We start from the raw sequence: 16,270 nt of genomic DNA on the forward strand, positions 1-16,270 counted from the left end.
TTGGCACCCACCCTACGGATGGGCGGTGCGCGATGACGTGGGGCTGGGCGATCGTAGGCATTGTCGTGCTGATGGCGCTGTTTGCCGTCACGCGCCTGTTTCGGCGGTTGGTCTGGGCCTTTGCGCTTGCGGCGGCGGCGCTGCTGGCGTTGCATTATCAGGCCGATCCGCAGGCGGCGGGCAGCGCTCTGGCAGCGCTTGGTGGCGGCGTGATCCTGGCCGGACCGGTGCGCGGGTTGATCCTGCGTGTGTTTTTGTAAGGGGGCGCCTGGTGGATCAACCTGACTGCATGAGTTCACCACCGATCGGGAGAGGGGCATGAGCCCGGTCCTGATCGCGTGCATCCTTTGGGTGCTGGCCGGTGTCGGGGTGGCGATGCTGCCGGTGCGGCGGCAGTACACGCCCGGTGCGCTGTTGCTGCTGTCGGGTCTGGGGCTGATCGTCTGGCTGGGGCTGACCCATGGCGTGCTGGCCGGTCTGGCGGCGCTGGCGGCCTTCGTGTCGATGATGCGCAACCCGATCCGCTATCTGTGGCGGCGTGCGCGTGGCCAAAGGCCGGAGTTGCCGGGATGAGCGTGCCGCTGATCCTGTGCTGTCTCTGGCTGGTGGCGGCGAATGTCGCGGCGATGATCCCCTCGCGTGACAATCACTGGGCGCGGGCCTATGCCTTGATTGTGCTGGGCATCCCCTTGCTGGGCTGGGTGACATGGGCGCATGGCCCCTGGATCGGCCTGCTGGTGATGCTTGCAGGGATGAGCGTGCTGCGCTGGCCGGTGATCTATCTGGCGCGATGGGTGCGCGGGCGGATCGGCGGATGACGGGCGGGGTGGGTTGGCACCCACCCTACCTCTGCCCTTTCGTCGGGCGGGGCGCTGAATTGCCACGGCGCTGAACAAAGCGGAGAAGAACGATGCAGATGCCGCAGGTGCGGGGCAGGCTGACCCCCGACAGACCCTTGAACGATCTGACTTGGCTGCGCGTGGGCGGGCCTGCGGACTGGTTTTTCCAACCCGCCGACCTGGCCGATTTGCAGGCGTTTCTGGCAGCGATTGATCCCTCGGTGCCGGTGTTTCCGATGGGTGTGGGCAGCAACCTTATCGTGCGCGACGGCGGCATCCGCGCGGTGGTGATCCGTCTGGGGCGAGGCTTCAACGGGGTCGAGATCGACGGCAACCGCGTCACCGCAGGCGTGGCCGCGCTGGATGCGCAGGTGGCCAAGCGTGCTGGCGCGGCGGGGCTGGACCTGACCTTTCTGCGGACCATTCCGGGCAGCATCGGCGGGGCAGTTCGGATGAATGCGGGGTGCTATGGCACCTATGTGGCGGATGTGTTCGTCAGCGCGCGCGCCGTCACCCGGGCGGGCGAGGTCGTGACCCTGACCGCCGATGACCTGAATTTCCGCTATCGCCAGACCGACCTGCCCGAGGGCTGGGTGCTGGTTGACGCCACCTTCGAGGCCGCAAAGGGCGACCCGGAGGCGCTGGATGCGCGCATGGCGGATCAGGTGGCGCGCCGTGACGCGACCCAGCCGACACGCGATCGCAGCGCGGGCAGCACGTTCCGCAATCCGGCGGGGTTTTCAAGCACGGGGCGCGATGACGACACCCACGAGCTGAAGGCGTGGAAGGTCATCGATGACGCGGGCCTGCGCGGCGCGCGGCGCGGGGGCGCGCAGATGAGCGAGAAACACTCGAACTTCATGATCAACACCGGCGATGCGACGGCGGATGACCTCGAATCACTGGGCGAGGACGTGCGGAAAAGGGTTTACGATTCAAGCGGTATCACGCTAGAGTGGGAAATCATGAGGGTTGGTGACGCAGCCCCGACAGGCAGTATTTGACAAAATATCCGTAAGGGCCGGAAAACGGCCCGGGAAAAAGGCAAAATCGGTGGCGAAGTCGAGCAGGACAAGCCCCAAGGTTGCGGTGTTGATGGGTGGCCCCTCGTCCGAGCGCGAGGTGTCGTTGTCGACCGGGCGCGCGTGCGCCGCCGCGCTGCGGGATGCGGGATATCAGGTGGTCGAGGTCGATGCAGGCCATGACCTGCCCGCCCGGCTGACCGACATTCAGCCAGACGTGGTGTTCAACGCCCTGCATGGTCGCTGGGGCGAGGATGGCTGCGTGCAGGGCATTCTGGAATGGCTGCACATCCCCTATACCCATTCGGGCGTTCTGGCCTCGGCGCTTGCGATGGACAAGGAGCGGACCAAGGCCACGTTCCGCGCCGCCGGTCTGCCAGTGGTGGACAGCGTTCTGGCCGCCCGCGATGCGGTGCGCGGCGCGCACATGATGGCCCCGCCCTATGTGGTCAAGCCCAACAACGAAGGATCGAGCGTCGGCATCTACATCGTGCGCGAGGGTGACAGCTCGCCCGCGCTGGCCGACACGATGCCCGCCACGGTGATGGTCGAAACCTATGCGCCGGGGCGCGAGCTGACCACCACGGTGATGGGCGACCGGGCCCTGGGTGTGACCGACATCATCACCGATGGCTGGTATGACTACGACGCGAAGTACAAGCCCGGCGGATCGCGCCACGTGGTGCCTGCCGATTTGCCGCAGGACATAGCGGATGCCTGTCTGGACTACGCCCTGCGCGCCCATCATGCGTTGGGCTGCCGGGGCGTCAGTCGCACGGATTTCCGCTGGGACGAGGCGCGTGGCCTTGACGGCCTGATCCTGCTGGAGGTCAACACCCAGCCCGGCATGACCGCCACCTCGCTTTCGCCCGAGCAGGCGCAGGCGGTGGGGATTTCCTTTGCCGAGTTCTGCGCCTGGATGGTGGAGGATGCCTCATGCGATCGCTGATCCGCCGCAAGGCCCCGGATGGCCCCGAACGGCCCGATCCCGCGCCCTCGCGGCTGCGCTATCGGATGCAGCGTCTGATGCTGACGCCGACCTTCCGGTTTTTCCTGCGCGCGGGCGTGCCTCTGGTGCTGGCCGTGGGGGTCGGCGCGGGATACCTGGCAGACGAGGGCCGGCGCGACGCGCTGAACCAGTCGATCGCCGATGTCCGCACCCAGATCCAGACCCGGCCCGAATTCATGGTCAACGTGATGGCGGTGGACGGGGCGAGCGCGGGCGTGGACGAGGATATCCGCGAAATCCTGCCACTGGACCTGCCGATGTCGTCCTTTGATCTGGATCTTGCGCTGATCCTGCAGACGGTGCGCGAATTGTCGGCCGTCAAGGACGCTGCCGTGCGCATCCGCACCGGCGGGGTGTTGCAGATCGAGGTGGTCGAGCGTGTGCCCGTGGTGCTGTGGCGCACGCCCGGCGGGCTGGAACTGGTGGATGAAAGCGGTGTCATCGTCAGGCCTGCCGCATCACGCGCGGATCATCCGGACCTGCCGGTGATCGCGGGGGCAGGGGCCACCGAGCATGTGGCGCAGGCGCTGCGGCTGATCCGGGCGGCGGGGCCGTTGCAGCCGCGCCTGCGCGGGTTGGTGCGCATCGGTGAGCGACGCTGGGACGTGGTTCTGGATCGCGATCAGCGCATCCTGCTGCCCGAAGAACAGCCGGTGCAGGCGCTGGAGCGGGTGATCGCGCTGGATCATGTGCAAGAGATGCTGGACCGCGATCTGGCGGCGGTGGACATGCGCTTGACCGGGCGCCCGACGCTGCGAATGCAGGCAAGTGCGGTAGAACAATGGTGGCGTGTGCAAAAGGCGAGTTTGGGAGAATAAGAACAAATGATCGAGCTCTATGAAACCCAAAGGGCGATGCGCCACATGCGCAAGGCGGCGATGCAGCGCGGCGTGGTGGCCATTCTGGACGTGGGCAGTTCCAAGATCGCGTGCCTTGTGCTGCGCTTCGACGGCGCCGAACGGCTGGAGGCCGAGGGCATCGGTCCGATGGCGGGGCAGGCCGGGTTCCGCGTGATCGGCGCGGCCACGACCCGCTCGCGCGGCGTGCGCTTTGGCGAGATCAACGCCATGCAGGAAACCGAACGTGCGATCCGCACGGCGTTGCAGGCGGCACAGAAGATGGCGAACATCCGCGTCGATCATGTGATCGCGTGTTTTTCAGGGGCCGAGCCGCGCAGCTATGGTGTGGCGGGCGAGATGGAGTTGCAGGGCCACGTTGTCACCGAGCAGGATGTCAGCCGCGTGCTGAGCGCCTGCGACGTGCCCGATTTCGGTCCGGGCCGCGAGGTGCTGCATGCCCAGCCGGTGAATTTCGCGCTGGATCACCGCTCGGGGCTGGGCGATCCGCGCGGGCAGATGGGCCAGCGGCTGGCCTGCGACATGCACATGCTGACGGTCGAGGATACGGCGATCCAGAATCTGGCGCATTGCGTCAAGCGCTGCGATCTGGAATTGGCGGGCATTGCCAGCTCGGCCTACGTGTCGGGGATTTCCGCGCTGGTCGAGGACGAGCAGGAACTGGGTGCGGCCTGCATCGACATGGGCGGCGGGGCCACGGGCGTGTCGATCTTCATGAAAAAGCACATGATCTATGCCGATACGGTGCGCATGGGCGGCGATCACGTGACCAGCGATATCTCCATGGGGCTGTCGGTGCCGATGCCGGTGGCCGAACGGATCAAGACATTCTACGGCGGCGTTGTGGCCACCGGGCGCGACGATGCCGAGATGATCGAGATCCACGGCGAGACCGGCGACTGGGAGCACGACCGCCGCGCGGTCAGCCGCGCCGAGCTGATCGGCATCATGCGCCCCCGGGTCGAGGAAATCCTGGAAGAGGTCCGCGCGCGGCTGGATGCGGCGGGGTTCGAGCACCTGCAAAGCCAGCAGATCGTGCTGACCGGCGGGGCCAGCCAGATCCCCGGGCTGGACGGGCTGGCCAGCCGCATCCTGGGCCAGCAGGTGCGGCTGGGCCGTCCGCTGCGGGTGCATGGCCTGCCGCAGGCCGCCACCGGCCCGGCCTTTGCCAGCGCCGTGGGGCTGTGCCTGTTCGCCGCCAACCCGCAGGATGAATGGTGGGATTTCGATCTGCCGGTCGACCGGTACCCGGCCCGCAGCCTGCGTCGTGCGGTCAAGTGGTTCAAGGACAACTGGTAACGATTGGCAGGTGACGCAGGGCGCGCCCTGTGTTAACTTATCCACAGACCATCCGCAGAGGTGGCACGAGGCATACGGAAGGTCGGGCAGACCATCCACAACTCAACCGGGCCGGGTTTTCACGCAGAGTGATTCTGTGAGCAGATGATCTGTGTTGTGTGTGAACCGGGTTCGACCCGCCAAATCTGGGGATTTCGGCAAAATCCCGCGTGTTTGGGGCAGTTTTGGACTAGATTTTGTAGCAATTTCGCGTTTTTTTCGTGACGATCCAAAGGCCAAGCGGTAAGACTGGTGGAAAATATGCAGAAAAATGCCCGGTCAGGCGGGCCTAAAGCACAGGCGGACAAAGCATGACATTGAATCTCTCGGTGCCCGGACATGACGAGCTGAAACCCCGTATCACCGTTTTCGGTGTCGGTGGCGCAGGCGGGAATGCGGTCAACAACATGATCGAAAAGCAGCTTACGGGCTGCGAATTCGTGGTGGCCAATACGGATGCCCAGGCGTTGCAGCAATCGCGCGCGGAATGCCGCATCCAGATGGGCGTGAAGGTGACCGAGGGGTTGGGTGCCGGGGCCAAGGCCACGATCGGCGCAGCTGCCGCCGAGGAAAGCATCGAACAGATCGTCGATCAGCTGGCCGGCGCGCATATGTGTTTCATCACCGCAGGCATGGGCGGTGGCACCGGGACCGGGGCCGCGCCGATCATCGCGCAGGCCGCGCGGGAATTGGGCGTTCTGACCGTCGGCGTGGTGACCAAACCCTTCCAGTTCGAAGGGGCCAAGCGCATGAAGCAGGCCGAGGACGGTGTCGAGGCGCTGCAAAAGGTCGTTGATACGCTGATCATCATCCCCAACCAGAACCTGTTCCGGCTGGCGAATGAAAAGACCACCTTTACCGAAGCCTTCAGCCTGGCAGACGATGTGCTGTATCAGGGCGTCAAGGGTGTGACCGACCTGATGGTGCGCCCGGGCCTGATCAACCTCGATTTCGCCGACGTCCGCGCCGTCATGGACGAGATGGGCAAGGCGATGATGGGAACCGGCGAGGCCGAGGGCGAAGATCGCGCAATCCAGGCGGCGGAGAAGGCCATAGCGAACCCGCTGCTGGACGAAATCAGCCTGCGTGGCGCCAAGGGCGTCCTGATCAACATCACCGGCGGGCATGACCTGACCCTGTTCGAACTGGACGAGGCGGCAAACCGCATCCGCGAAGAGGTTGACCCCGATGCCAACATCATCGTGGGCAGCACGCTGGACACCGACCTTGGCGGCGCGATGCGTGTGTCTGTCGTGGCGACGGGTATCGACGCCACCGACAAGAGCATGGAAATGCCCGTGCCGCGTCGGTCGATGGCTGCCCCGCTGAAGCCCACCGTCTCTGCAGAAGAGTATGCGTCCGAACCCGCGCAGCAGCCTCAGGTGGCCGCCCGGGCGCAGGAGCCCAGCCTGTTCGAGGACCTGGACGCGCAGCGCGCCGCCGCCGAAGAGCAGATGGAAGACATCTTCGAAGAGCAGGCCCCGGCCCGCACCGCGCAGAACGACCTGCCGCCGCCCGCCTATGTCGCGCCGCAGCAGCCCGAGTTCCAGCCCCGCACGATGGACGAATACGAGGACGAGGCTGAAACCTTTGTCGCGCCCCGCGCACCCGCCCCCGGCACCCCTTCGCCCGAGGCGATGGCCCGTCTGCAGGCAGCCGTAGGCCGCGCACCCGGTGCACGTGGCCAGGCCCCCCAGCAAGCCGCGCCGCAGCCGCAGCATCAGCCCCAGGCCCAGCAGCGCGCCTCCGCGGCAGATGCGGAGAAGTCGCGCTTTGGCATCAACTCGCTGATCAACCGGATGACCGGACATGGCGAAGGGCAGGCGGCACCGCAGCCGCAGCGCCAGCAGCCGCAGGTGCGGTCGCAGGCCGTCAGCCCGCAGCCGCGCGACGAGACCGACCCCGATCAGGAGCGGATCGAAATTCCGGCCTTCCTGCGTCGTCAAGCGAACTGATACAGGTCACGAATTCGTGTCAAAGGCCGCCCCTGTGGCGGCCTTTTTCGTTTTGAAATCAATGCCCTGCCCGAAATGTAACAGTTTCTTGGCAAAAGCCTGCCGACCCCCGGGGCACATGTTTCAGACCGTTACAAAGATTGAGTTGAGTGGTGGGGTGTCACCAAATAGTTAAGGATCAGCGAAGAGGGGGATGTCTTTGCTGGATCGAGGTTAAAGTGCAGACAACAATAAAAAATCCAATGGCTTTCACAGGCGTGGGCCTTCATTCGGGCCGTCCGGCGCGGATGATCCTGCGTCCGGCCCCCGTGGGGCATGGCATCGTGTTTTGCCGCAGCGACGTGGCCACCGGCAACGCGCTGATCCCGGCGCGCTGGGACCTCGTGCACCAGTCGCCCCTGTGCACCCTGCTGGAAAACAGCGAAGGCGTGACCGTCTCGACGGTCGAGCATATCATGGCGGCCCTTGCCGGGTGCGGCATCCACAACGTGCTGATCGAGATTGACGGACCCGAAGTGCCGATCATGGACGGCAGCGCATCGCATTTCGTGGCCAAGATCCTTGGTCGTGGCCTGATGAAACAGGACGCCCCGGTGCGTGCCATCGAAGTGCTGGAGACAGTGCAGGTGACCCGCGGCGATGCCTGGGCACGGCTGGATCCGGGGTCGGCCCTGACCATCGACTTTCAGATCGACTTTGCCGACCGCGCCATTGGCCACCAGCACAAGGTGCTGAACATGTCCAACGGCAGCTTCGTGCGCGAACTGTGCGACAGCCGCACCTTCTGCCGTCAGGCCGATGTGGATGCGATGCGCGCGCAGGGTCTGGCGCTGGGAGGCACGCTGGAAAACGCGGTCGTGGTCGACGGCGATGCGGTGCTGACGCCCGGAGGTCTGCGCCACCGCGACGAGGCGGTGCGCCACAAGATGCTGGACGCCCTGGGCGATTTGTCGCTGGCCGGTGCGCCGCTTTTCGCAGGCTACACCGGGTATCGCGCAGGCCATGCCCTGACCAATGACCTGCTGCGCGCGCTGTTTGCCCGCCCGCAGGCGTGGCGCTGGGTGACCTGCGATGCCGCGATGGCCGCGCGCCTGCCCGGCGCGGGTGTGCATCTGGGCGAGATGCGTCGCGTTGCATGATGCCACGGGCCCGTGTCGCGAGAATTTGTGCCAAAGGCGTTTTGCACCGAATTTTTCTGTGCTAGGACCATCCTCGACAGCCGGTTGCGACCGGCCGGAAAGGTCCCTGGAAGGAAGAGATCGAGCATGACAGGCGGCACAGCGTCACGACGGATGACAGGGGTTGTTCTTGCCTTGGCCCTGTTGGCCGGATGCAGCAATGCCAACAGGGTGGCCACGGGCGACCTGCCTCTGGACACCTTCACCCCGCAGCAGATTTTCGAACGTGGCGAGTTCGAGATGGAGCGCAACCGCGAGGATCGCGCGGCGTTCTATTTCTCCGAGATCGAGCGGCTGCACCCCTATTCCGAATGGGCCAAACGCGCCTTGATCATGCAGGCCTTTGCCTATCACCGCGATCAGGATTACGAAAACAGCCGCTCGGCGGCGCAGCGGTACATCGATTTCTATCCTGCGGACGAGGATGCGGCCTATGCCCAGTATCTGCTGGCGCTGTCCTATTACGACCAGATCGACGATGTCGGTCGCGACCAGGGCCTGACCTTTCAGGCGTTGCAATCGCTGCGCACCGTCATCGAAACCTATCCCGACAGCGAATATGCGCGCTCGGCGGTTCTGAAATTCGACCTGGCCTTCGACCATCTGGCCGCCAAGGAGATGGAGATCGGGCGCTACTACCTCAAGCGCGATCACTACACGGCGGCGATCAACCGGTTCCGCGTGGTGGTCGAGGATTTCCAGACCACCAGCCACACGCCCGAGGCGCTGCACCGTCTCGTCGAGGCCTACCTGTCACTGGGCCTGACCAACGAGGCGCAGACCGCCGGGGCGATCCTTGGCTTCAACTATCGTGGCACGGACTGGTACGAGGACAGCTTCAAACTGCTGACGGGCCGGGGGCTGGAACTTGAGGCGGCGGGCGACAACTGGTTGTCCCAGATTTACCGCCAGATGTTGCAGGGCAAGTGGCTGTAACGCATGGTGGGGTGACACCCCACCCTACGGGGTGTGGCTATGCTGCGGGCGCTTGAAATCCGCGATATCCTGATCATCGACCGGCTCGAACTGGTGTTCCGGCCGGGTCTGAACGTGCTGACCGGCGAAACCGGGGCGGGCAAGTCTATCCTGCTGGATTCGCTCGGGTTCGTGCTGGGCTGGCGAGGCAGGGCCGAGCTGGTGCGCCAGGGCGCCGAGCAGGGCGAGGTCGTGGCCGAGTTCGATCTTGGCCCCGACCATCCGGCGCGGGCCGTGCTGGACGACGCCGGGATACCCGCCGAGGACGGCCTGATCCTGCGCCGTGTCAACACCCGTGACGGGCGCAAGACAGCCTGGGTCAACGACCGCCGCGCCTCGGGTGAGGTGCTGCGGCGGTTGTCGGAAACGCTGGTCGAACTGCACGGGCAACACGACGATCGCGGGTTGCTGGACCCGCGCGGCCATCGCGCATTGCTGGATGAGTATGGCGAGACAGCCGCGCTGCTGGCGAATACGCGGGCCGCATGGCGTGCCCTGCGCGAGGCGCGCAAGGCACAGGAACAGGCCCGCGCCGCGCTGGACGAGGTGCGTGCCGAAGAGGAATTCCTGCGCCATGCGGTGGCCGAGCTGGACAAGCTGGCCCCCGAACCGGGTGAAGAGCAGGAGCTGGACCGCCGCCGCCGCATGATGCAGGCCGCCGCCCGCATCCGCGAGGATATCGCCCGCGCCCATTTGGCCCTTGGCAATGACGGGGCCGAGGGGGCGATGGGCGACGCGCTGCGCTGGATCGAAGGCGTGGCCGAACAGGCAGAGGGCGCGCTGGATGCCCCCATCGACGCCGTGGGTCGGGCGCTGGGTGAGGTCAGTGACGCGATGGCGGGGCTGGAAACCGCGCTGGATCAACTGGATTTCAACCCCTACGAGTTGGAAGAGGCCGAGGAGCGGCTGTTCGCCATTCGCGGCCTTGCGCGCAAGCACAGCGTTCTGCCCGACGATCTGGCCGAATTCGCCGACGGGCTGCGCGTGCGTCTGACAGCGCTGGATCAGGGTGATGCCGATCTGGCCGATCTGGCCCGCGCCGTGACGCAGGCCGAGGCCGCGTATGACGCCGCCGCCCAGGCGCTGACCGATGCGCGCGCGGCCGCCGCCGCCCGGCTGGATCGCGCCGTGACGACCGAGCTTGCCCCGCTCAAGATGGACCGCGCGGTGTTCACCACGCAGATCAGCGCCGCCGATCCCGGCCCCGACGGGCGCGACACCGTCGCCTTTACCGTGGCCACGAACCCCGGTGCCCCCGCCGGGCCGCTGGGCAAGATCGCCTCGGGCGGCGAGCTGAGCCGCTTCATGCTGGCGCTCAAGGTCTGCCTGTCGGGCGCAGAGAGTGGCCGCACGATGATCTTTGACGAGATCGACCGCGGCGTGGGCGGGGCCACGGCGGATGCGGTGGGCCGGCGGCTGGCGGCCCTGGCGCAGGGCGGGCAGGTTCTGGTGGTCACGCATTCGCCGCAGGTGGCCGCGCTGGGCGCGCATCACTGGCGGGTCGAAAAGCGGGTGGTGGACGACATCACCCTGTCCACCGTCGTGCCGCTGGAACAGGCCGCGCGGGTAGACGAGATCGCGCGCATGGTCTCGGGCGACACGGTCACGGACGAAGCGCGCGCCGCGGCCCGCGCCCTGCTGGCGGGGTAGGGCGGCGAAAAATCCTTGGATCAAGGATTTTTGGGCGTTCTTTCTGAAAGAACGCCCGGATCACATTGCCCGGTCCAGCTTCGTGCTCAGGTGGATCAGCGACTCGGAGCTGCGCACGCCCTTGGCCTCGCCGATGCGATCCAGAGTTTCATCAAGGATCTCGGTGCTTTCGGCGGCGATCTGCACGATCAGGTCGAACCGCCCGCTGGTGGTGTGCACGCGCTCGACCTGTGGCAGGGATTTCAGCCGCGCCAGCACGGCGGGCCCCGATCGCGGCTCGATCTGCAACAGGGCGGTGGCGCGCAGGTGGGCAGGCGCGCTGTGGCCCAGTTGCACGCGGTAGCCCTTGATCGTGCCCTGCGCCTCCATCCGGTCCAGCCTTGCCTGCACGGTGGTGCGCGCCAGACCCAGACGCTTGGCCAAGGCCGTCACCGGCAGGCGGGCGTTTTCAGCCAGCAGCGACAGGATGGCGCGGTCGATTTCGTCAATCTGTATCATGAGATGGCAGTATGCCGAAAACGAGAGTCATTTCCATCGAAATGACGCGCGATTCTGACGCTGGCCTGCGGCATGATGGTCAAAACACCAAAACCGAGGCGCGCATGCAGGACCTGACCCCCACCCGTGATCCCGTGACATGGCTGACCCGTCATCAGCCCGATGAGCCGGTGATGTTCTTTTCCCCCGCCACGCTGCGCGATACGGCGGCGCGGTTCCTGCGCGGGTTCCCCGGTCTGGTGACCTATGCGGTCAAGGCCAATCCGCGCGCGGAGGTGCTGGACACCCTGTGTGCGGCGGGGCTGGGGGCGTTCGATGTCGCCTCACCCGCCGAAATGGCGGCGGTGCGCGCGGCCTGCCCGGGCGCGGTTCTGCATTACAACAACCCCGTGCGCAGCCGGTCCGAGGTGGCGCAGGCGCGTGCGCTTGGCGTGGCATCATGGTCGGTGGACAGCATGGCCGAACTGGACAAGCTGACCGGCCTCGGCGATGTGGAAATCTCGGTTCGACTGGCGCTGCCGGTAGGCGGCGCGGCCTATGATTTCGGCGAGAAGTTCGGGGCCGATCCCGATATGGCCGCCGCGCTGCTGACGCGCGTGGTGCAGATGGGTGCGCGGCCCGCGATGACATTCCACCCCGGCACGCAATGCGCTGCCCCCGAGGCCTGGGCGCGTTACATCGCGGTCTGCGCCGAGATCGCACAGGCGGCGGGCGTGCGCCTGGCGCGGCTGAATGTCGGTGGCGGCTTTGCCGCGCACCGGGCCGGGCCTGCCCCGGACCTTGAGGCGATCTTCACCCGGATCGCGCAGGAAACCGCGCGCTGTTTCGGGCCGGAGGCGCCTGCGCTGGTGTGCGAGCCGGGCCGGGCGATGGTCAACGACAGCTACAGCCTTGGCACCCGCGTCAAGGCCCTGCGCGGCGACAAGGCGTTGTTTCTGAACGATGGCATCTATGGCGCGCTGGCCGAGTGGCGCGACATCGCGCCCGGCGACCGGGTGCAGGTCATCGCCCCCGATGGCACCTTGCGCACAGGCACCCCGCAGCCGCGCGTCGTCTATGGACCGACCTGCGACAGCATCGACCGCCTGCCCGATCCGCTGGCCCTGCCCACGGACACGGCCGAGGGCGATTTCGTGCTGTTTTCCGGCATGGGCGCCTATTCGCTGGCGCTGGCCACGCGCTTCAACGGCTATGGCCCGTCGCAGGTGGTGACGGTTGGCTGATCTCAGTCCTTGAGCGTCTCGAACATCTGCTTGTTCAGGCAGAATTTCGGCACGTCGCCCTGCGCGCCGTCGCGCAGATGGCTTTGACATTCGCCGACGTGGCTGCATTGCGTGCACAGCATCACAGCCCCGCGCAGGCCCGAGGCGCTGAGCCGGCCCGAAACGATACTGTCGCACATGTCGACACCGGCCTTGTCGGCCATGGCGTTCATCAGATCGGTATGCAGTTCCATCTTGGCAAACATCGGTCTAGTCCTTTCACGGGATTGGTTGACCCTGTTCATTAAACAGGCAGGCGTGCCCGCGCGCCTTGATTTGCATCAAGCCGGGTCTGGACAGTCGGGCGTGGCAAGCTACTGTCGCCCCGAATGCCAGCGCGAGGGGACAAGATGGACAAGTTCGGGAAAAGTCAGCCGGTCAAGCGGGTCGAGGATGTGCGGTTTCTGACCGGGCAGGGGCGGTATGTGGATGACATCGCGCCCGAGGGGGCGCTGTTCGGTTTTGTGCTGCGCAGCTCGGTCGCGCATGGCGTGATCACCGATCTGGACGTGTCCGAGGCGCGCGCGGCCGATGGCGTGGCGCTGGTGCTGACGGCCGATGATCTGGCGCAGGACGGGCTGACCGAAGGCATGTCCGCCACCGTGGTCGACAACCGCGACGGCACCAAGGGGGCCGCCCCGCGCCGACCGATCCTGGCCGAGAGCAAGGTGCGCTTTGTCGGGGAACCCGTGGCGATGATCTTTGCCGAGACCCTGACAGCGGCGCGCGACGCGGCGGAACTGATCGTGCTGGATATCGACGACCTGCCCGCCAAGCTGGACCTGGCCCCGGGCGGCGCGGCGCTGCATGACGAGGCGGCGGACAACCGCGCCTTTGACTGGGGCATGGGCGACGCCGATGCCTGCACCGCCGCGTTGGACAGTGCCGCGCATGTGGTGCGCATGCAGGTCGAGGACAACCGCATCATCGTCAACTCGATGGAGCCGCGCGGCTGTTTCGCCGAATGGGACGGCACGCGCCTGCACCTGTCGGTGAACGGGCAGGGCGTCTGGGGCACCAAGGGGCAACTGGTGCGCGTGTTCGGGCTGGACGAGGCCAATGTGCGCGTCACCAATCCCGATGTCGGTGGCGGCTTTGGCATGAAGACGATGACCTACCCCGAGTATTTCCTGTGCGCCCATGCCGCCATGAAACTGGGCCGTCCGGTGCGCTGGATGTCCGAACGCACCGAGGCCATGCTGAGCGACAACGCCGGCCGCGATCTGGTGCATGACGTGGCGCTGGGGTTCGACGAGAACCTGAAACTCACCGCCTATCACGTCGAAACCCGCTGCAACCTGGGGGCTTACAACAGCCAGTTCGGCCAGCCGATCCAGACCCTGCTGTTCAGCCGGGTGCTGACCGGGCCTTATGACGTGCAGGCGACCTGGCTGCATGTCGAGGGCTATTACACCAACACCACACAGGTCGACGCCTATCGCGGCGCGGGCCGCCCCGAGGCGATCTATGTGCTGGAACGCGCGATGGACATGGCCGCGCGCGAACTGGGCGTTGATGGCTGGGATCTGCGGCGGCGCAGCTTTATCCCCGTCGATCGCTTTCCCTACGACACCGCCACCGGCGAAACCTATGACGTGGGCGATTTCAACCGCGTGCTGGATCATGCCGCCCGCACCGCCGATCTGGGGGGCTTCGCCGCCCGTCGCACAGCGTCCGAGGCAAAGGGCAAGCTGCGCGGCATGGGGCTGTGCTACTATATCGAAAGCATTCTGGGCGACCCTTCGGAGGGCGCGAAGGTGGAATTCAACGAGGATGGCACCGTGTTCATCTATGTCGGGACGCAATCGAACGGGCAGGGGCATGAAACCGTCTATGCCCGGTTCCTGAGCGATCAGACCGGCATCCCGGCGGACCGGATTTTCGTCATTCAGGGCGACAGCGACCTGATCGAAAAGGGTGGCGGCACCGGCGGCTCGCGCTCGGTCACGGTGCAGAACAACGCGACGCTGGCGACGGTGGATGCGATGGTGGCGGCCTTCACCCCCTATCTGGCGGAAAAGATGGAGGTGGCCGAAGGTGATGTGACCTTCGACGATGAAACCTTTCGCGCGCCGGGGTCCAACCTGACCCCCACGATGATCGAGGCCGCCGAGATGGCCCGGGCCGATGGCCGCGACGATCTGCTGGTGCATCAGGCGCGCGCGACCCTGCCGGGCCGGTCCTTTCCCAACGGGGCCCATGTGGCCGAGGTCGAGGTTGACCCCGAGACCGGGGTGGTGACGCTGGACCGGTATTCGGTGGTGGATGACTTCGGCAACCTGATCAACCCGATGCTGGCCGAGGGGCAGGTGCATGGCGGCGTGGCGCAGGGCGTGGGACAGGCGCTGACCGAAAGCGTGGCCTATGACGCCGATGGCCAGCTGCTCACGGCAACGTTCATGGACTATGCCATGCCACGGGCGGATGATCTTCCCATGATCGTGTTCGAGACCGAGCCCGTGCCCTCGACCGCCAACATCATGGGCATGAAGGGCTGCGGCGAGGCGGGCACCGTGGGCGCGATGGCCGCCACGGCCAATGCGGTGTTCGATGCGTTGTGGGCGCGCGGGGTGCGCCGCGCGGATATGCCCTTTACCCCGCACCGCGTGTGGAAAATGCTGAACGATGCGATGGAGACGGCTGCATAACAGGGTTCTCGGCTGGCTCTGGCCCGCCACTGCGCCCACCCATGCCGCGCCGATGCGGCGCGATGGCGGGCTGATCCACGTGATCATTCTGGATGGCACCATGTCCTCGCTGGAACCGGGCTGCGAAAGCAACGCCGGGCTGGCCTGGCGGGTGATGTCCGGCATCGGTGCGCCGGTCAGCGTGTATTACGAACCGGGGTTGCAATGGGCCGACTGGCGCAGCACCACCGACGTGATGATCGGGCGCGGGATCAACCGCCAGATCCGTCGCGCCTATGGCTATCTGGCCAGCCGCTATCGCCCCGGCGACCGCATCTTTCTGATGGGCTATTCGCGCGGGGCCTATGCGGTGCGCAGCCTTGCAGGGATGATCGACCGCATTGGCCTGTTGCGCGCAGAATGCGCCACCGAACGCAACGTTACCACCGCTTACCGGCATTACCAGGGCGCACCGGGCAGCGGTGTGGCGGCGGCATTTGCCCGTGCCCATTGCCATGACAGGGTCGAGATCGAGATGGTGGGCGTCTGGGACACGGTCAAGGCGCTGGGTCTGCGCCTTCCGGTCCGGTGGCAGTGGACCGAAGACTCGCACGCCTTTCACAATCACCGGCTGGGACCATCGGTCAGACACGGGTTTCACGCGCTGGCGCTGCATGAAACCCGCGCGATCTACACGCCCGTTCTGTGGGAAAGCACCGATGACGCATCGACCCGGATCGAGCAGGTCTGGTTTCGCGGTACCCATGGCGATGTGGGCGGGCAACTGGGCGGGTTCGAACCCGCGCGCCCGCTGGCCAACATCCCGCTGGTGTGGATGCTGGACCGGGCCGAGGCCTGCGGCCTGCCGCTGCCCGAGGGCTGGGCCGCGCAGTTCCCCTGCGATCCGGGCGCGCCTACGGTGGGCACATGGCGCGGGCTGGGCAAGCTGTTCGTGCTGCGCGGGCCGCGCGTCGTGGGTGCGGATCGCAGCGAGCGCGTGCATGAAACCGTGGATCGGGCCGGTCTGTCCGCCCCGCTGATGGACCCGGTGCAGCCCTAG

General features: G+C 66.3%; 16 protein-coding genes. 14 read left to right on the top strand and 2 right to left on the bottom strand.

From position 1 onward, the window contains the following. Window positions 1-32 precede the first annotated feature (32 nt). From ACFTOW_RS05580 to recN, 11 genes are all read left to right on the top strand, one after another. Window positions 33-260, top strand: a complete 228-nt coding sequence (locus ACFTOW_RS05580; protein ID WP_379913919.1) for a hypothetical protein — start codon at window positions 33-35, stop codon at window positions 258-260. A gap of 58 nt (window positions 261-318) precedes the next feature. Next, window positions 319-573 carry a DUF2484 family protein gene (locus ACFTOW_RS05585; protein ID WP_379913922.1) on the top strand — a complete coding sequence of 85 codons (255 nt, stop codon included), beginning with the start codon at window positions 319-321 and terminating at the stop codon, window positions 571-573. Next, window positions 570-818 (top strand): DUF2484 family protein, encoded by a 249-nt coding sequence (locus ACFTOW_RS05590; protein ID WP_379913924.1) that lies wholly within the window; start codon window positions 570-572, stop codon window positions 816-818. Before ACFTOW_RS05585 ends, ACFTOW_RS05590 begins: the two co-directional genes overlap by 4 nt. 92 nt (window positions 819-910) lie before the next feature. Then, the gene (gene murB, locus ACFTOW_RS05595) at window positions 911-1,843 is read left to right on the top strand and encodes a UDP-N-acetylmuramate dehydrogenase (protein WP_379913926.1); all 933 of its coding nucleotides are present in this window, start codon (window positions 911-913) and stop codon (window positions 1,841-1,843) included. Between the two features lie 91 nt (window positions 1,844-1,934). Next, window positions 1,935-2,810: a D-alanine--D-alanine ligase gene (locus tag ACFTOW_RS05600; protein ID WP_379913928.1), complete on the top strand. Its 876-nt coding sequence runs from the start codon at window positions 1,935-1,937 to the stop codon at window positions 2,808-2,810. After that, entirely contained in the window at window positions 2,798-3,688 is an 891-nt protein-coding gene (locus ACFTOW_RS05605) for a cell division protein FtsQ/DivIB (RefSeq protein WP_379913930.1), read from the top strand. The genes ACFTOW_RS05600 and ACFTOW_RS05605 overlap by 13 nt, the downstream gene beginning before the upstream one ends. 6 nt (window positions 3,689-3,694) lie before the next feature. Next, window positions 3,695-5,026, top strand: coding sequence for a cell division protein FtsA (gene ftsA, locus ACFTOW_RS05610; RefSeq protein WP_379913932.1), 1,332 nt, complete (start codon window positions 3,695-3,697; stop codon window positions 5,024-5,026). A gap of 350 nt (window positions 5,027-5,376) precedes the next feature. After that, entirely contained in the window at window positions 5,377-7,020 is a 1,644-nt protein-coding gene (gene ftsZ / locus ACFTOW_RS05615; protein WP_379913934.1) for a cell division protein FtsZ, read from the top strand. Between the two features lie 218 nt (window positions 7,021-7,238). Next, window positions 7,239-8,159 (top strand): UDP-3-O-acyl-N-acetylglucosamine deacetylase, encoded by a 921-nt coding sequence (lpxC, locus tag ACFTOW_RS05620; protein WP_379913936.1) that lies wholly within the window; start codon window positions 7,239-7,241, stop codon window positions 8,157-8,159. A 126-nt stretch (window positions 8,160-8,285) separates the two neighbouring features. Beyond that, window positions 8,286-9,134, top strand: coding sequence for an outer membrane protein assembly factor BamD (locus ACFTOW_RS05625; protein WP_379913938.1), 849 nt, complete (start codon window positions 8,286-8,288; stop codon window positions 9,132-9,134). A gap of 39 nt (window positions 9,135-9,173) precedes the next feature. After that, window positions 9,174-10,823 (top strand): DNA repair protein RecN, encoded by a 1,650-nt coding sequence (recN, locus tag ACFTOW_RS05630; RefSeq protein WP_379913940.1) that lies wholly within the window; start codon window positions 9,174-9,176, stop codon window positions 10,821-10,823. A 60-nt stretch (window positions 10,824-10,883) separates the two neighbouring features. Here recN and ACFTOW_RS05635 read toward each other — a convergent pair whose 3' ends face one another. Continuing rightward, window positions 10,884-11,318: an Lrp/AsnC family transcriptional regulator gene (locus tag ACFTOW_RS05635; RefSeq protein WP_379914069.1), complete on the bottom strand. Its 435-nt coding sequence runs from the start codon at window positions 11,316-11,318 to the stop codon at window positions 10,884-10,886. A 107-nt stretch (window positions 11,319-11,425) separates the two neighbouring features. Between ACFTOW_RS05635 and ACFTOW_RS05640 the strand changes: the two genes are divergently transcribed. Further along, entirely contained in the window at window positions 11,426-12,544 is a 1,119-nt protein-coding gene (locus tag ACFTOW_RS05640) for a type III PLP-dependent enzyme (protein ID WP_379914071.1), read from the top strand. Between the two features lie 2 nt (window positions 12,545-12,546). Here the strand turns inward: ACFTOW_RS05640 and ACFTOW_RS05645 are convergent, their stop codons facing one another. After that, window positions 12,547-12,789, bottom strand: a complete 243-nt coding sequence (locus ACFTOW_RS05645) for a DUF6455 family protein (RefSeq protein WP_379913942.1) — start codon at window positions 12,787-12,789, stop codon at window positions 12,547-12,549. 144 nt (window positions 12,790-12,933) lie between these two features. On the opposite strand from ACFTOW_RS05645, the gene ACFTOW_RS05650 reads away from it, so the two are divergent. Together ACFTOW_RS05650 and ACFTOW_RS05655 are read left to right on the top strand one after the other, a co-directional pair. Continuing rightward, complete coding sequence (locus ACFTOW_RS05650) at window positions 12,934-15,231, top strand: xanthine dehydrogenase family protein molybdopterin-binding subunit (RefSeq protein ID WP_379913944.1); 2,298 nt, start codon at window positions 12,934-12,936, stop codon at window positions 15,229-15,231. Next, complete coding sequence (locus ACFTOW_RS05655) at window positions 15,209-16,270, top strand: DUF2235 domain-containing protein (protein WP_379913946.1); 1,062 nt, start codon at window positions 15,209-15,211, stop codon at window positions 16,268-16,270. Before ACFTOW_RS05650 ends, ACFTOW_RS05655 begins: the two co-directional genes overlap by 23 nt.

Origin of the sequence: Lacimonas salitolerans (assembly GCF_042677865.1) — a bacterium.
GTDB lineage: Bacteria > Pseudomonadota > Alphaproteobacteria > Rhodobacterales > Rhodobacteraceae > Lutimaribacter > Lutimaribacter salitolerans.

Bases quoted from the DNA above. Each gene is read 5' to 3' on its own strand.
- ACFTOW_RS05580 (WP_379913919.1), top strand. From the start codon at position 33: ATGACGTGGGGCTGGGCGATCGTAGGCATTGTCGTGCTGATGGCGCTG.
- ACFTOW_RS05585 (WP_379913922.1), top strand. From the start codon at position 319: ATGAGCCCGGTCCTGATCGCGTGCATCCTTTGGGTGCTGGCCGGTGTC.
- ACFTOW_RS05590 (WP_379913924.1), top strand. From the start codon at position 570: ATGAGCGTGCCGCTGATCCTGTGCTGTCTCTGGCTGGTGGCGGCGAAT.
- murB (WP_379913926.1), top strand. From the start codon at position 911: ATGCAGATGCCGCAGGTGCGGGGCAGGCTGACCCCCGACAGACCCTTG.
- ACFTOW_RS05600 (WP_379913928.1), top strand. From the start codon at position 1,935: ATGGGTGGCCCCTCGTCCGAGCGCGAGGTGTCGTTGTCGACCGGGCGC.
- ACFTOW_RS05605 (WP_379913930.1), top strand. From the start codon at position 2,798: ATGCGATCGCTGATCCGCCGCAAGGCCCCGGATGGCCCCGAACGGCCC.
- ftsA (WP_379913932.1), top strand. From the start codon at position 3,695: ATGATCGAGCTCTATGAAACCCAAAGGGCGATGCGCCACATGCGCAAG.
- ftsZ (WP_379913934.1), top strand. From the start codon at position 5,377: ATGACATTGAATCTCTCGGTGCCCGGACATGACGAGCTGAAACCCCGT.
- ACFTOW_RS05625 (WP_379913938.1), top strand. From the start codon at position 8,286: ATGACAGGCGGCACAGCGTCACGACGGATGACAGGGGTTGTTCTTGCC.
- recN (WP_379913940.1), top strand. From the start codon at position 9,174: ATGCTGCGGGCGCTTGAAATCCGCGATATCCTGATCATCGACCGGCTC.
- ACFTOW_RS05640 (WP_379914071.1), top strand. From the start codon at position 11,426: ATGCAGGACCTGACCCCCACCCGTGATCCCGTGACATGGCTGACCCGT.
- ACFTOW_RS05645 (WP_379913942.1), bottom strand. From the start codon at position 12,789: ATGTTTGCCAAGATGGAACTGCATACCGATCTGATGAACGCCATGGCC.
- ACFTOW_RS05650 (WP_379913944.1), top strand. From the start codon at position 12,934: ATGGACAAGTTCGGGAAAAGTCAGCCGGTCAAGCGGGTCGAGGATGTG.
- ACFTOW_RS05655 (WP_379913946.1), top strand. From the start codon at position 15,209: ATGCGATGGAGACGGCTGCATAACAGGGTTCTCGGCTGGCTCTGGCCC.